This window comes from Leuconostoc sp. (genome assembly GCF_965300815.1).
The window spans coordinates 8,946-23,444 of the sequence record NZ_CBDKZH010000010.1 but is presented as its reverse complement, the minus strand read 5'-3'; the positions used below and the strand labels follow the sequence as shown (position 1 = coordinate 23,444).

Sequence of the window (14,499 nt, the reverse complement as noted above, 5' to 3'; positions counted from 1 at the left end):
ATCTAAAAAAAACAAAAACTCAAAAAAGCGCAGACCAGTCACAAATTTGGCTACAAACCGTCACACAGCACGCTGGCCATCACACCAGACTGATTCTCGCGCCCTGCTAATCAAAGTGATTAACAGGGTCTTTTTATTGGCAATATATTGGAAGGAATAGTCTACAGGTGGCGACTATCGCGTAGACAAACGTATCATATGACAAACAATCATCTCGTTTTACAAACGGATTTTGGATTACAGGACGGGGCGGTAAGTTCAATGCGTGGTGTGGCTTATGGGGTGGCTAGTGATATAATCATTAGTGACCTGACCCATGGCATCACACCGTTTAATATTTTTGAAGGGTCATTTCGGTTGTTTCAAACATTTAGTTATTGGCCAGCTGGTACGGTATTTGTCTCCGTTGTGGATCCTGGTGTAGGATCCAAGCGGCTCTCAATTATTGCTGAGACAACTGGTAGCCATTATATTGTGACACCGGATAATGGGACGTTGTCTCATCTTTTGGCGCATGGGCTGATTGCGAGTGCGCGTGTTATTGATGAAACAACACAACGGTTACCAGGATCAGAAAAATCTTCGACATTTCATGGTCGTGATATTTATGTCTACAATGGGGCACAGTTAGCCAGTGGTCAAATCCAGTACACCGATTACCAACAAGTATTGCCGGTTGATCAATTGGTGAAGTTGCCAATGCAACCAGGGCGCTATCAAACGACGGCGTCTGGGGTTACACAGTTAGTTGGAAATATTGATATTACTGATGTTAATTTTGGCTCGTTGTGGTCAAATATTCCAGTAAAAGAATTTGAAAAGTTCAATTTAGCATATGGGGATGTCTTGCGTGTCCAAATTCAACATCAAGGGCATACCATGTTTGATGACGTCTTACCTTATGTGCATACGTTTACGGACGTGGCACCAGGGGAACCGCTAATTTATATTGATTCTGTCTATACCGTGGCGTTTGGTGTGCATACGGGTAGTTTTGAACAAACGTATCATGTGGGTGCTGGACCTGAATGGGCGGTTACCTTAACAAAAGTGTCGGCATGATCTAAAAAGTGAGGGAGTAATATGCAAAAAAAGCAACAAAAAACTGGTTTTTCAGTGCGGTCAGTCGTTGCCACAGGAATTGGGGCAGCCGTATTCTTTGTGTTAATGAAATTTATTGCTATTCCCACGGGTGTACCGAATACCACCATTAACGTGGCAGAAGGCTGGTTGGCCTTAATAGCGAGTTTATTTGGGCCGGTTGTTGGCCTACTGGTGGGTATTATTGGGCACACCTTAAATGATGCGGTCACTTATGGTGCACCGTGGTGGTCTTGGGTAATTGCTGATGGTGTTTTTGGTTTCTTATTAGGATTGAGTAAAAAGTCGCTTGCCTTGGAATATGGCACATTAACGACTAAAAAAATCATTCAATTTAACATTTGGCAAGCAGTGGCCAATATCATTGCTTGGGTGATTATCGCCCCACTGGGTGACATTTTAATCTACAAAGAAGCCGCTCAAAAAGTTTTCTTGCAAGGTGTTGTGGCAGCAGCCGTGAACACCATCTCCGTGGCGGCTATCGGCACACTTTTGTTAATCGCTTACGTCAAGTCGCGACCAAAAAAGAGCAGTTTGCGTAGCGAGTAAATCAGCAAGCGTTGCTTGCGTACATATCTTATCAATAAGGGGCATTATGGCAACACCACTCATTGAATTTAAAAACGTGACATTTAAATATCATGCACAAGCTGAACCGACTTTGCATGACGTGAGTTTCCAAATTTTCCCTGGCGAAAAAGTTTTAATTGCCGGCGCTTCTGGTTCCGGTAAAACCACGTTACTGCGTTTGCTGAATGGCCTGATTCCCCATGCTTATGCGGGCGATATTTCGGGTCAAATGACACTTAACGGTCGCGACATTTCAGCGCAAAGTTTATTTGAACTATCATTACAAGCAGGAACGGTTTTACAAGACGCCGACGCGCAATTTGTTGGGTTGACGGTCGCTGAAGACATTGCCTTTGCTTTGGAAAATGATCAGCAGCCAGTAGCCCGCATTAAAGCCGAAGTGGCAAAATGGGCACAGCGCTTTGGCATAAGTAATCGGCTAGAGTTGGCACCGCAAATGTTGTCAGGTGGTCAAAAACAACGCACAGCCATGGCAGGGGTGCTGGTTGATGATGGTAAATTACTCTTATTTGATGAACCCTTAGCCAGTTTAGATCCAGCAGCAGGCTGGGATGCGATGACCATGATTGACCAGTTACAGGCAGACCGCGATTTGACGGTGGTAATTATCGAGCATCGGATTGAAGAAGTATTGCGTGCCAATGTGGATCGGATTATTGTGATGTCTGAAGGCCGTATCGTGGCCAATGACACGCCAACTGCCATTATTCAAGCGGGCGTCTTGCCACAGTACGGCTTAGATGAGCCATTATATGTGCAACTGTTACGGCAGGCACAAGTTGATGTCGCCCATTTGCCACATGTCGCTGATGTGCAAATAGTTGACGTTGCAACACACCAATCAGCGATTGCCAAATTACGTGTACCGGTACAAACAACCGTTGTCCAGCAACCCCAACTGACGCTTTCAAATGTTGACTTTAGCTACGATCAGCGCCAGCCACTCTTTCAAAACCTGAATCTCACCATCAATCGTGGGGAAATTGTTGGGATTGTCGGCAAAAATGGTTCCGGTAAAACCACGTTATCGCATCTTTTGACCGGCTTTTTAATGCCTGATGCGGGGGATATTCGCCTGGACGGGCAGTCGGTTTTAGGCCAATCAATTAAAACACGGGCCGAGCAGGTGGGGTATGTGTTACAAAATCCCAATCACATGATTACAAAGAGTACGGTTTTTGATGAAGTGGCGAGTGGTTTGGTGCTACGACAGGTAGAACCGGCTGAGATTGAGCAAAAGGTACGGTCAGTTTTACGCTTGCTTGATCTTGATGGGATGCGTAATTGGCCAATTGGGGCTTTGAGTTTTGGACAAAAAAAGCGTGTGACGATTGCGGCGGTTTTGGTGCTTTCGCCACAAATTCTAATTTTGGATGAACCAACGGCGGGTCAAGATGCCACGCATACACAAGAATTGTTGACATTTTTGACGGCTATCAATCGTCAAGAACACGTCACCATTGTCATGATTACGCACGACATGCATTTGCTGGCTAATTTTGTGCAGCGTGCGTTAGTGGTGGTTGATGGCCAGCTATTAGCAGATACCACTCCGGCTGAATTATTAGCTGATGAAGCGCTGGTACAAGCAGCGAGTTTACGGACGACAAGTATTTATCAGTTAGCCAACCGCTTACAAATTGCCCATCCTGAGGAATTGAACGCGGCCGTATTACAGCACACAGCATCTGTTTTGGGTGAAGACAATAAAGACTTATCAAAACCAGCACATGAGAGCAACGATGAATAACTTATTTGGATACAAACAACGAGATACATGGTTAAACCAAACAACAGGCACTGCCAAGTTGATTGGTTTTTTAGCTTTGACAACGATTGGGATGATTTCGTATGATCCACGGTTTTTATTGGGACTGGGAATTTTGGCCATCTTATTACTGCGGCGTGCCAAAATTAAATATCGTGAATATGCCTTCATGCTGAAATTAGTTTTGTTTTTTGCCGTCATTAACTTGGTGATGGTCGCGGTTTTGGCACCTCAGTACGGCGTGCAACTTTATGGCACGCGCCATGTGATTCTTGGTCACGGGTATTGGGCGTTGACACAGGAGCAAGTCTTCTATGAGTTAAATCTCTTGTTGAAATACCTGTTCTCGTTGCCGTTAGCCATTATTTTGTTATTTACGACGAATCCGAGCGAGTTTGCCGCAAGTTTGAACAAGATTGGAGTACCTTATAAAATTGCGTACGCATTTGCGATTACATTGCGCTATATTCCAGATGTTCAAAGTGATTACCGGACCATTAGTTTGGCTCAGCAGGCACGGGGATATGAGATTTCTAAGCAGGCCTCGCTATGGGCACGTTCTAAAGGGGCAGTACAAATTATTTTACCGCTCGTTTTTACCAGCCTAAATCGCATTGATACGATTAGTCAGGCCATGGAATTGCGCCGATTTGGTCGTGAAAAAGGCCGTACGTGGTATCAAGAACAACCATTTCGACTGCGTGATGTCGGGGTTGTGATGGGGGCTATTGTTGTCGTTGCTATTGGCGTGCTGCTACTGTTTGTGGATCATGGTCGGGTATATAATCCCTTCCGGCCTGCCGGTTAATTGGTTCTGGGACAGGTCACTGTTGACAATACGAACGTATGTTCTTATAATGAAGTCAGTAATGCTAGGTAGTGGAGGAAAATGTTATGCAACAGCAAACCTTTCGTCGCGCGTTAGAAGCCGCTATTTCAGCACAAAGCGTGGCAACGGTTGTCGACAAAGCTTATGCGTTTCAAGTCGAAAAAAATAATCAACGTCTTGCAAGAGCGCGCTATGGCACAGTGAAATTAGCGCGTGAAGCGGATGCGATGTGGGATGGGATTGTGGCTAACATCCATGCGGGGATGTCTGGTCGATCAGATGATCAGATTTTAGCGCAATTACAAGATCCTGATTTTATTGATACGTTAGAAGAAGCCTTAGCGGAAATTGATTTTGTGCCAGAAGATTAAGGGATTTGCTAATCACCAAAGTATTATTGATTAACCAAGTGGCTAATTCTGCGAAACACTTGAAATGTATAGCTGTTCTGTAGTACAATTAATAATTGTGAACGCACAAAAGTGCGTACACTCCTTGCAGCCAAGGCTGCCAGAGACCAAAAGGAGGAAATAAAACATGGCTACATCATACGAATTGACTTACATCGTTCGCCCTGATATCGAAGTGGATGCAAAGAAAGCGCTCGTAGAACGCTTTGATGGTATCTTGACTGATAATGGTGCAACAATCTCAAAGTCAGCTGATTGGGCAACACGTCGTTTTGCTTATGAAATTGCTGGTTACCGCGAAGGCGTATACCACGTAATCGATTTCACTGCAGAAGACGACGCAGCAATCAACGAATTTGATCGTTTGGCAAAGATCTCACAAGACATCTTGCGTCACATGATCGTTAAGCGCGACGCAGAATAATTCTGGGATTCCACTGGTGAAGGAGCTTTTGATATGATTAATCGAGTAGTATTGATTGGGCGATTGACCCGTGATGTGGAATTACGTTATACCCAATCGGGTACAGCAGTCGGCACGTTTAGTTTGGCGGTTAACCGCCAGTTCACCAACCAAGCTGGTGAACGTGAAGCTGACTTTATTAACGCCGTGATTTGGCGTAAAGCAGCTGAAAATTTTGCAAACTTTACTGGAAAAGGTGCACTAGTTGCCATTGAAGGCCGTTTGCAAACACGGAATTATGAAAACAACCAAGGACAACGTGTTTACGTGACCGAAGTTGTCGTTGATAATTTCTCATTACTTGAATCACGTGCTGAAAGTGATAAGCGACGTGCCCAAAACGGGTCGTCAGAACCATCTCATCAAGGTGGTGCGTCATTCGGTGCGCCAAGTGATAATGCATTTGGTGGCGTTGATCCGTTTGCTACGGCTAGCCAAGCTAACCCACAAGCGACAACACCAACAAATGATGCCCCTAACCCATTTGCGGCGAGCGGCAAAACAGAAATTGATATATCAGATGATGATCTACCATTTTAAAATATAACTTACAACACTACGAAAGGAGCTTTAATCATGTCAGAACAAAACTCACGTCCACAAAATTCAGAACGTCCACAACGTTCACGTCGCCCACAAGGCGGCCCACGTCGTCGTCGTAAGGTTGACTACATTGCAGCTAACCACATCGAATTTATCGACTACAAGAACACAGAATTGTTGGAACGCTTTATCTCAGAACGTGGTAAGATCTTGCCACGTCGTGTGACTGGTACTTCAGCCAAGAACCAACGTAAAGTGACAACTGCAATCAAGCGTGCACGTATCATGGCTTTGTTGCCATTCGTGACAGAAGACTAATCTTTGACGCGCGATTGAGAGACTCAGATTTTATCTGAGTCTCTTTTTGTTTATTTTGGTAAATCGCAACTGTGGTAAAATAGTACAAGGAGCATTTTGCCTAGATAACAGTGGTTTGGCAAAATGATAGAGGAAGATATAGGGGTTTCTTGTGAAAAAACTATTTGATTTTAAAACGTTACCAATATTTTTTCAAAGCACAAAATTAGGCACCGTCGCATTACTGTTGTTATCTGTCAGTGTCATGAGTGTATTTTTTGCCTTGTTGGTCAATTGGATTTTCGGGTTAATCTGGATTGTGGTTGTGTTAATCGGTTTGGTTTATTCCGCGCAGTCGCTAAAAGAAGTCAATGAAAATGCCCAAGAATATTTGACAGGGTTGGGGTATCGGATATCTCGTAGTGAACAAGAAGCCCTGATTCGTATGCCAATTGGGATTATTCTCTTAAATGCATCGGAAAAAATTGACTGGATCAATCCTTACATGCAAACTTATCTTGATAAGCGTGATGTATTAGGTTTGACGTTGACCCAATTGGATCCGCAACTTGCCACTGATATTAAAAATTATTCTGATGCACGGGAGACGAACACGATTACGTGGCAAGGTAAGCAGTTTTCACTTTATGTCCAGCAGAATTTGCGTGTCATCTACATGATGGATATTAGTGAATATGCGGCTATCGCCAAAGAGTACGAAGATCATCAATTATTTAGTGGTCTCATTTCAGTCGATAACTATGAAGAAGTGACCGAAGGTATGACCGAATCGGAAACCTCAACGTTACGCACATATGTGACCGGCGCCTTGTCAGAATGGGCGGCAGCTCACCGGATCTATTTGCGTCGTCTCAGTACAGTACACTATGTGATGTTTGGGTATCAGGCTTCCTTGCGTGCTGCCGAAGACGATAAGTTTTCGGTGCTAAAAGCGATTCGTGAAGCAACCGCGCAACAAAACTTACCCGTGACGTTGTCTATGGGGATTGCCTATGGCGAGCAAGACATTATTGAACTGGCCAAAATGGCACAAACCAATCTGGACTTGGCTTTGGGGCGTGGCGGTGATCAAGTTGTGGTGAAGTCTAAGCAAGCTGCGGCGAGATTTTACGGTGGCGCAACGAATCCAATGGAAAAGCGGACGCGGGTGCGTGCACGGATGATTTCACAGACAGTTGCTGAATTGATGGAACAGGCTGATAATATTATGATTGTTGGCCACGTCACCCCTGATTTGGACGCCATCGGTGCCGGACTAGGGATTTGGCGGATGGCGCAAACAAAAAATAAACCGGCTTTTTTGATTGTTGATGAAAAATCGGTGTATAGTGACATTACGTTGCTACTGGCAGAAATCCGTAAAAACCCACCCGAAATCATGGCCCCAGGGTCAAATATCAATGACTCCATTGTTGATGAGGCACGCGCCATGAAATTAGTTCGTGATAATACGCTCTTGATTTTAGTGGATCATGCGCAGGGTTCAATTACTAGTGCACCAAATCTTTTGGAGCGGTTGGGCAATCGTGTTGTGGTCATTGATCATCATCGTTTAGCTGAACAAGGGCTAGCTGAAAAACCATTGCTCACCTATGTTGAACCGTATGCATCATCCACTTCTGAACTTGTCGTTGAGCTGTTGCAGTACCAAGATCAAAGTCATGCACCAATTACCAAGTTAGAAGCTACGGCAATGCTTGGTGGGATTCAAATTGATACCAAAAACTTCACGTTACGAACTGGCTCACGAACTTTTGATGCCGCCAGTTATTTGCGTGCTAACGGTGCGGACAGTAACTTAATTCAATTCTTTATGAAAGAGAAGTTCTCAGACTTCAAGGCGCGCACGCATTTGATTAACCTAGCGGTTGTGGCTGACGGTTATGCCATTGTCTGTGGTGAGGTAGATAGCGTTTATTCTGGGCTGATTACGGCACAAGCAGCTGATGAATTGTTGCAAATTAGTGGCGTTGAGGCCTCATTTGTTATTACCAAACGGGCCGATGGTCGTGTCGGTATTTCGGCACGATCAACCGGACAACGTAATGTCCAGCGTGTCATGGAGGCAATGGGCGGTGGCGGTCATCTATCCAATGCTGCTACCCAATTGGCAGACACGACAACAGACGAAGTGAATGATCAGTTGCTTAAAATTTTGGCAGAATACGTTGAAGAGTAACCTGGTCTACATCGGTGTGTCGTTTATGAAAGAAATTATTTTTTGAAGGAGTAACACATGAAAGTTGTATTTTTAGAAGATGTTAAGGGTCGTGGAAAAAAAGGAGAAGTTAAGGAAGTGCCAGATGGGTACGCGAATAACTTCTTAATTAAGAATAAAAAAGCAGAACCAGCCACAGGTAAAAATGTGGGTGCTGTTAAGGGGCGTCAGAAGGCAGCAGAAAAAGCAGCTGCTGAACAATTAGCTGAAGCACAAGCACTGAAGGCAAAGATTGAAGCAGATGACTTTGTGGTGACAATCAAAGGCAAGTCTGGTGCGGATGGCCGTCTCTTTGGTGCGGTATCATCTAAGCAAATTGCGACAGCTTTGGCTGATCAAAAGCAACTAAAAATTGATAAGCGTAAGCTTGAACTGAACCATCCTATCCACTCATTAGGTTACACGACGGTGCCGCTCAAGCTACACCGTGATGTGACCGCAGACTTACGTGTTCATGTCAGCGAGGGTTAAACATGGATAACCCAGAAGCATACGAGTATAGACAAGTCCCACAAGATGTCGATGCTGAACGGGCGGTGCTGGGCGCAATCTTCTTTGATGTGAAATCTGATAACGCGATGGTAGCGGCGAGCGCCATTTTGGAAGCGGATGATTTTTATCGCCAGGCCCATCAAACCATTTTTAAAGCGATGCAACAGCTGGTTGATGAACAACGTCCGATTGACATGCTCACGCTTCAGGATAAACTCAATAGTTTACAGCAATTAGATAATGTGGGCGGTATGGCTTACTTAGCTGAAATCTCGGAATCTTCTGCATCATCGGCCAATTTAAAGCATTATGCCAATATCGTTCGTGAAAAGGCCATTCTACGTCGGATGATTGAGACGTTGACGCGCAGCATGTCGTTAGCCTATGATGCTGCGGCACCAAGTGAGGAAATCTTAGATACATTAAGCCGTAGTCTGGATAACTTGGCTGAGAATCGTGGTGATGAAGATTTTCAAAAGATTAAAGACGTGCTGCAAGCCTTCCAAGCTAATTTGGATCAAGCTGTCGCCAATGATAATGATGTGGTTGGCCTAGCAACAGGGTATCCCGAATTAGATAAATTAACCCACGGTTTTCGTGAAGATCAGATGATTGTGTTGGGCGCACGACCAGCGGTCGGGAAAACAGCCTTTGTGTTAAATATTGCCAAAAATGTGGCCAAAGCTGAGCAAGTACCAGTAGTTGTGTTCAGCCTTGAAATGGGTGCCGTGGATTTGGTGACCCGACTGGTAGCAGCTGAAGGTGCGATTGATTCAAGTCATTTGACAACGGGTCAGATGACCCAAGAGGATTGGCAGTCGTTGACGTTAGCCATGCAATCATTGGCGAATATGCAAATCTACATGGACGACACGGCGGGGATTAAAATTAACCAGATTAGCGCCAAGTTACGTAAACTTGAAAAAGATTTGGTGAATGAATTACCACCAGATCAACGCGCAAGTAATCCACATCCAATCGGCATGGTGATTATTGATTATTTGGGTCTGATTGAATCCAATAATACAGAAAGTCGCCAACAGGCGGTTTCAGAAGTGTCACGTGCGATTAAAAAGTTAGCCAAAGAATTACATACGCCTATTTTAGCGTTGGCACAATTGAGTCGTGGTGTTGAGCAACGTACGGATAAGCGACCGGTGCTTTCTGATTTGCGCGAATCTGGCTCGATTGAACAAGATGCGGATATTGTCGCCTTTTTGTATCGTGATGACTACTATCGCAACGATGGTGGCGATGATGATGGTGATTCAGATCCGCGTGACGAAGAAGAAGCGGTGCCAATTGAAATTATTTTGGAAAAAAATCGTGCCGGTGCACGTGGCACGGCAACCTTGATGTTTAATAAACCAACCTTTAAGTTTAGTCCAATGGCACCGTTGTATCGTGATGATATGAACGCTGGCCCTAATGGTAACGTTGGGTGGTAAAAAAGACAGTCGTTAGACTGTCTTTTTTTAAACTTAATTTTCTAGTAAATCGACAAAAGGCGCATGGATTAAGGCAGCCAAATCGGCCGGATTGATTTGGTCACTGCGTCCCAATTCACCAGCACTTACCAAAAAGTAAGGCGCGGTTTGAGCGGTTAAATCGATGAAAATTGGGAAATGCTTCGTATGCCAAATTCCAACTGGATTGTTAGCCCCGTGGACATAACCCGTGGTTTGCTGCAAGGTCTTTAAGGGCAACATGGTGACTTTTTTATTGCCCGATGCCGCTGCGAGTTTTTTCATTGATAAATGTTGTGTGATGGGAATCACTGCAATGACGGGGCCGGTTTTATCACCAGTGGCCGCTAAAGTCTTATAGATGTCGTCATGCTTGACGCCAAATTCTGCAAGAATTTGATCACGCTCAGCTGCTGTTTTATCTAAGATATTTAGCGTGAGGGGTGTGTAAGCCAGGTTATGCTTGTCCATCACCTGTTCGGGAAGTGTTTTCTTAATTTTTTTCTTTGCCATGATATGTCCATTCTAACACAAATTGGCGTACCCAAAAAGGATTGCGGTCCAACCAATTTATGCTATACTAGTTAGCATGATGTCAGAAGCAATTTATGTCACCGTACAGGCGGACTTAAAACAAAAAATTTATAATGGTGATTTTCCGGACTTGAAATTACCGGATGAACGGACGTTAGCGGCGCAATATGAGGTGTCACGTTCGTCTATCAAACGTGCGTTAAACGTGCTGGTACAACAAGGTGTGATTTTTAAAAAGCGGGGGAGTGGGACGTTTGTTAACCCGTTGTATTTAAAAAACCATGACTTGTTCCAACATGAAGGGTCAAATCTGGGGGTTTCGGACTCGTTTCGGGTAGACGGTAAAGCGCCAAGTATTGAATTACTTGATTTCCAAGTGGTTCCCGCAACCCCTGTCCAGCAGCAAGCTTTGTTTTTAAATGATGGCGACTTTGTGTACGAAATTAAGCGGTTGCGACGTTTGGAAGGGGTGCCTTTCATGATTGAACGCGGCTATGTGCCAATCAATGTTTTGCCTGGTTTGAACAAAGAAATCGTGTCCGGTTCAGTCTATGAGTACGTGGAAAACACCAAAAACCGAGCCGTGACCAAGTCCTTTATGACGATTATGGCGGAACCGTCCAACGCTGAAGATCAACAGTTATTGGAATTGTCGGACAAAGAGCCAGTTGGCATTATGGAAGGGATCTTCTTTATGGATGATGGCACGCCATTAGAATTTTCAAACATGCGGTTGCATTATAAATATTTACGGTACAATGCGTTTGTCAGCATTGATTCAGAATAGCAACAGGGCAATCGCCTGTTGCTTTTTTTATTTATCTTAAAATAATTGGACCGCACCAATGTTTGTGTTGCGCCAACCAAATTTGAAAAAATAATCAACCAATCAGATGCGTTATCTTGAATAAATTAGGCAAATCGGTTATACTGAAAGAGTAAATAACGGAGAAAGATTCGTGGTTTACGATTCTCTCAAAATAATAAGGAGTACTTAATCTCATGGTAGATTTCGATTCAAAAGAGTACTTGGAACTCGTTGATAAGTGGTGGCGTGCAACCAACTATTTGTCAGCAGGGATGATCTTCTTGAAGAGCAACCCATTGTTCTCAGTTACTAACACACCAATCCAAGCCGAAGACGTTAAAGTTAAGCCTATCGGTCACTGGGGAACAATTTCAGGTCAAACTTTCTTGTATGCACACGCAAACCGTTTGATCAACAAGTATGACGTGAACATGTTCTATATCGGTGGTCCTGGACACGGTGGCCAAGTTATGGTTACTAACGCGTACTTGGATGGCGAATATACTGAAGATTACCCAGAAATCACACAAGATTTGGCTGGTATGAGCCGCTTGTTCAAGCGTTTCTCATTCCCTGGCGGAATCGGATCACACATGACAGCGCAAACACCAGGTTCATTGCATGAAGGTGGTGAATTGGGTTACTCATTGTCACACGCATTCGGTGCCGTTTTGGATAACCCAGACCAAATCGCTTTCGCCGTTGTTGGTGATGGTGAAGCTGAAACAGGTCCATCAATGACTTCATGGTTGTCATCAAAGTTCTTGAACGCTAAGAACGATGGTGCCGTATTGCCAATTTTGGATTTGAACGGCTTTAAGATTTCAAACCCAACAATCTTCTCACGTATGAGCCATGAAGAAATCACAAAGTTCTTTGAAGGTGTTGGTTACTCACCACGCTTCATCGAAAACGATGACATTCATGACTACGCTAAGTATCACGAAATCGCTGCTAAGGTCTTTGACCAAGCGATCGAAGATATCTTGGCTATCCAAAAGGATGCCCGTGAAAACGGTAAGTATGAAGATGGTACAATCCCTGCATGGCCTGTAATTATTGCACGTTTGCCAAAGGGTTGGGGTGGTCCACGTTACGACAAGAACGGTGACCCTATCGAAGATTCATTCCGTGCGCACCAAGTGCCATTGCCTTTGGATCAAAACAACCTTGACACATTGCCAGAATTCGAAGAATGGATGAACTCATACAAGCCTGAAGAATTGTTCAACGCTGATGGTTCATTGAAGGACGAAGTGAAGGCACTTGCACCTAAGGGTGACAAGCGTATGTCTGCTAACCCAATCACTAATGGTGGTCGCCGTCGCGGTGAAGCACCTAAGACATTGGACTTGCCAGACTGGCGTCAATTCACAAACGACATTACTAACGAAAACCGTGGCCATGAATTGCCAAAAGTAACGCAAAACATGGACATGACAACTCTTTCAGCATACTTGGAAGAAGTTACTAAGTTGAACCCAACATCATTCCGTATCTTCGGACCTGATGAAACAATGTCAAACCGTTTGTGGGATCTCTTCAACACAACAACACGTCAATGGATGGAACCTACAAAGTTCCCTAACGATCAATACGTAGGACCTGAAGGTCGTATCATTGATTCACAATTGTCAGAACACCAAGCTGAAGGTTGGTTGGAAGCTTACACATTGACTGGTCGTGTTGGAATCTTCGCATCATACGAATCATTCCTACGTGTCGTGGACTCAATGGTTACACAACACTTCAAGTGGTTGCGTCACGCTTCAGAACAACCATGGCGTAATGATTACCCATCATTGAACTTGATTGCAACATCAACTGCCTTCCAACAAGATCACAACGGTTACACACACCAAGATCCAGGTATGTTGACACACTTGGCTGAAAAGAAGTCTAACTTCATCCGTGAATACTTGCCAGCCGATGGTAACTCATTGTTGGCTGTTCAAGCACGTGCCTTCTCAGAACGTCAAAAGGTTAACTTGATTGTTGCTTCAAAGCAACCACGTCAACAATGGTTCACTGCTGACGAAGCTGAAGAATTGGCTACAGAAGGTTTGAAGATCATCGATTGGGCATCTACTGCACCATCTGGTGATGTGGATATTACATTCGCATCAGCTGGTACAGAACCAACAATCGAAACTTTGGCTGCTTTGTGGTTGATTAACCAAGCCTTCCCAGAAGTTAAGTTCCGCTATGTCAACGTTGTTGAATTGCTTCGTTTGCAAAAGAAGTCAGAAGCTTACTTGAACAGCGAACGTGAATTGTCTGACGACGACTTCAACAAGTTCTTCCAAGCTGATACACCAGTTATCTTCGGATTCCACGGCTTCGAAGACTTGGTTGAATCATTCTTCTTCGAACGCAAGTTCCGTGGTGATGTATACGTTCACGGTTACCGTGAAGATGGTGACATCACAACAACATACGACATGCGTGTTTACTCAAAGTTGGATCGTTTCCACCAAGCTAAGGAAGCTGCCGAAATCTTGTCAGCTAACGGTAAGATTGATCAAGACGCTGCTGTTACATTCATTACTAAGATGGAAGACATCTTGGCAAAGCACTACGAAGTAACACGTAACGAAGGTCACGATATCGAAGAATTTACTAACTGGAACTGGGCACCTTTGAAGTAATCAGCCATTTGGCTTATTACAGAAAATGTACCACCAGTACAAATCAAGCGAATCAGATTATTCTGGTTCGCTTTTTTGTATACTTATCGGTAAAATAAAGGTAACGTATTGAGATAAGGAGCGCTGTATCATGCTATTAAAAAAAGACGGTCATACGCACACACCGTTTTCACATCAAAATTCGGATGAACCGTTTGATGCCTATATTGAACGGGCGATTGCGTTAGGATTTGACGCTTATACGATTACGGAACATGCACCGTTATTGCAAGACCTGACGTTACCAGCCGACTATCCGGTGGTTAGTCAA

The 14,499-nt window shown here is 44.2% G+C and carries 15 protein-coding genes; 14 read left to right on the top strand and 1 reads right to left on the bottom strand.

Going from position 1 to position 14,499, the window contains the following annotated elements; all coding sequences use genetic code 11:
- Positions 1-198: 198 nt before the first annotated feature.
- The 11 genes from ACW12G_RS01620 (at position 199) to dnaB (ending at position 10,181) form a co-directional block, all read left to right on the top strand.
- Positions 199-1,062: an SAM hydrolase/SAM-dependent halogenase family protein gene (locus tag ACW12G_RS01620; RefSeq protein WP_146976109.1), complete on the top strand. Its 864-nt coding sequence runs from the start codon at positions 199-201 to the stop codon at positions 1,060-1,062.
- A 21-nt stretch (positions 1,063-1,083) separates the two neighbouring features.
- Positions 1,084-1,650 (top strand): ECF-type riboflavin transporter substrate-binding protein, encoded by a 567-nt coding sequence (locus ACW12G_RS01615; RefSeq protein ID WP_455646321.1) that lies wholly within the window; start codon positions 1,084-1,086, stop codon positions 1,648-1,650.
- Positions 1,651-1,696: 46 nt separating this feature from the next.
- Complete coding sequence (locus ACW12G_RS01610; protein WP_455647110.1) at positions 1,697-3,442, top strand: ABC transporter ATP-binding protein; 1,746 nt, start codon at positions 1,697-1,699, stop codon at positions 3,440-3,442.
- Positions 3,435-4,268, top strand: coding sequence for an energy-coupling factor transporter transmembrane component T family protein (locus ACW12G_RS01605; RefSeq protein ID WP_270746731.1), 834 nt, complete (start codon positions 3,435-3,437; stop codon positions 4,266-4,268). The genes ACW12G_RS01610 and ACW12G_RS01605 overlap by 8 nt, the downstream gene beginning before the upstream one ends.
- 86 nt (positions 4,269-4,354) lie before the next feature.
- Positions 4,355-4,660: a hypothetical protein gene (locus ACW12G_RS01600; RefSeq protein WP_010002910.1), complete on the top strand. Its 306-nt coding sequence runs from the start codon at positions 4,355-4,357 to the stop codon at positions 4,658-4,660.
- A 166-nt stretch (positions 4,661-4,826) separates the two neighbouring features.
- The gene (rpsF, locus tag ACW12G_RS01595; RefSeq protein WP_010003903.1) at positions 4,827-5,123 is read left to right on the top strand and encodes a 30S ribosomal protein S6; all 297 of its coding nucleotides are present in this window, start codon (positions 4,827-4,829) and stop codon (positions 5,121-5,123) included.
- 33 nt (positions 5,124-5,156) lie between these two features.
- The gene (ssb, locus tag ACW12G_RS01590; protein WP_068851052.1) at positions 5,157-5,702 is read left to right on the top strand and encodes a single-stranded DNA-binding protein; all 546 of its coding nucleotides are present in this window, start codon (positions 5,157-5,159) and stop codon (positions 5,700-5,702) included.
- Positions 5,703-5,738: 36 nt separating this feature from the next.
- The gene (gene rpsR, locus ACW12G_RS01585) at positions 5,739-6,023 is read left to right on the top strand and encodes a 30S ribosomal protein S18 (RefSeq protein WP_004904499.1); all 285 of its coding nucleotides are present in this window, start codon (positions 5,739-5,741) and stop codon (positions 6,021-6,023) included.
- 151 nt (positions 6,024-6,174) lie between these two features.
- Positions 6,175-8,202, top strand: a complete 2,028-nt coding sequence (locus tag ACW12G_RS01580; RefSeq protein WP_068851049.1) for a DHH family phosphoesterase — start codon at positions 6,175-6,177, stop codon at positions 8,200-8,202.
- A gap of 57 nt (positions 8,203-8,259) precedes the next feature.
- Positions 8,260-8,712 carry a 50S ribosomal protein L9 gene (gene rplI / locus ACW12G_RS01575; protein ID WP_029510109.1) on the top strand — a complete coding sequence of 151 codons (453 nt, stop codon included), beginning with the start codon at positions 8,260-8,262 and terminating at the stop codon, positions 8,710-8,712.
- Between the two features lie 2 nt (positions 8,713-8,714).
- Entirely contained in the window at positions 8,715-10,181 is a 1,467-nt protein-coding gene (gene dnaB, locus ACW12G_RS01570) for a replicative DNA helicase (protein ID WP_029510110.1), read from the top strand.
- 33 nt (positions 10,182-10,214) lie between these two features.
- Here the strand turns inward: dnaB and ACW12G_RS01565 are convergent, their stop codons facing one another.
- Positions 10,215-10,712, bottom strand: coding sequence for an aminoacyl-tRNA deacylase (locus ACW12G_RS01565; RefSeq protein ID WP_068851046.1), 498 nt, complete (start codon positions 10,710-10,712; stop codon positions 10,215-10,217).
- Between the two features lie 79 nt (positions 10,713-10,791).
- Between ACW12G_RS01565 and ACW12G_RS01560 the strand changes: the two genes are divergently transcribed.
- The 3 genes from ACW12G_RS01560 to ACW12G_RS01550 all read left to right on the top strand — a co-directional run.
- Positions 10,792-11,520, top strand: coding sequence for a GntR family transcriptional regulator (locus tag ACW12G_RS01560; protein WP_010000983.1), 729 nt, complete (start codon positions 10,792-10,794; stop codon positions 11,518-11,520).
- Positions 11,521-11,735: 215 nt separating this feature from the next.
- Complete coding sequence (locus ACW12G_RS01555; RefSeq protein WP_029510313.1) at positions 11,736-14,189, top strand: phosphoketolase family protein; 2,454 nt, start codon at positions 11,736-11,738, stop codon at positions 14,187-14,189.
- A 130-nt stretch (positions 14,190-14,319) separates the two neighbouring features.
- The coding region (locus tag ACW12G_RS01550; RefSeq protein ID WP_455647109.1) for a PHP domain-containing protein at positions 14,320-14,499 on the top strand (180 nt) is incomplete at its 3' end.

What these genes read in the sequence shown, in the direction of transcription:
- ACW12G_RS01605 (WP_270746731.1), top strand. Translation starts at nt 3,435, where the DNA reads ATGAATAACTTATTTGGATACAAACAACGAGATACATGGTTAAACCAA.
- rpsF (WP_010003903.1), top strand. Translation starts at nt 4,827, where the DNA reads ATGGCTACATCATACGAATTGACTTACATCGTTCGCCCTGATATCGAA.
- rpsR (WP_004904499.1), top strand. Translation starts at nt 5,739, where the DNA reads ATGTCAGAACAAAACTCACGTCCACAAAATTCAGAACGTCCACAACGT.
- ACW12G_RS01620 (WP_146976109.1), top strand. Translation starts at nt 199, where the DNA reads ATGACAAACAATCATCTCGTTTTACAAACGGATTTTGGATTACAGGAC.
- rplI (WP_029510109.1), top strand. Translation starts at nt 8,260, where the DNA reads ATGAAAGTTGTATTTTTAGAAGATGTTAAGGGTCGTGGAAAAAAAGGA.
- ACW12G_RS01610 (WP_455647110.1), top strand. Translation starts at nt 1,697, where the DNA reads ATGGCAACACCACTCATTGAATTTAAAAACGTGACATTTAAATATCAT.
- ACW12G_RS01615 (WP_455646321.1), top strand. Translation starts at nt 1,084, where the DNA reads ATGCAAAAAAAGCAACAAAAAACTGGTTTTTCAGTGCGGTCAGTCGTT.
- ACW12G_RS01565 (WP_068851046.1), bottom strand. Translation starts at nt 10,712, where the DNA reads ATGGCAAAGAAAAAAATTAAGAAAACACTTCCCGAACAGGTGATGGAC.
- ACW12G_RS01560 (WP_010000983.1), top strand. Translation starts at nt 10,792, where the DNA reads ATGTCAGAAGCAATTTATGTCACCGTACAGGCGGACTTAAAACAAAAA.
- ACW12G_RS01600 (WP_010002910.1), top strand. Translation starts at nt 4,355, where the DNA reads ATGCAACAGCAAACCTTTCGTCGCGCGTTAGAAGCCGCTATTTCAGCA.
- ssb (WP_068851052.1), top strand. Translation starts at nt 5,157, where the DNA reads ATGATTAATCGAGTAGTATTGATTGGGCGATTGACCCGTGATGTGGAA.
- ACW12G_RS01555 (WP_029510313.1), top strand. Translation starts at nt 11,736, where the DNA reads ATGGTAGATTTCGATTCAAAAGAGTACTTGGAACTCGTTGATAAGTGG.
- dnaB (WP_029510110.1), top strand. Translation starts at nt 8,715, where the DNA reads ATGGATAACCCAGAAGCATACGAGTATAGACAAGTCCCACAAGATGTC.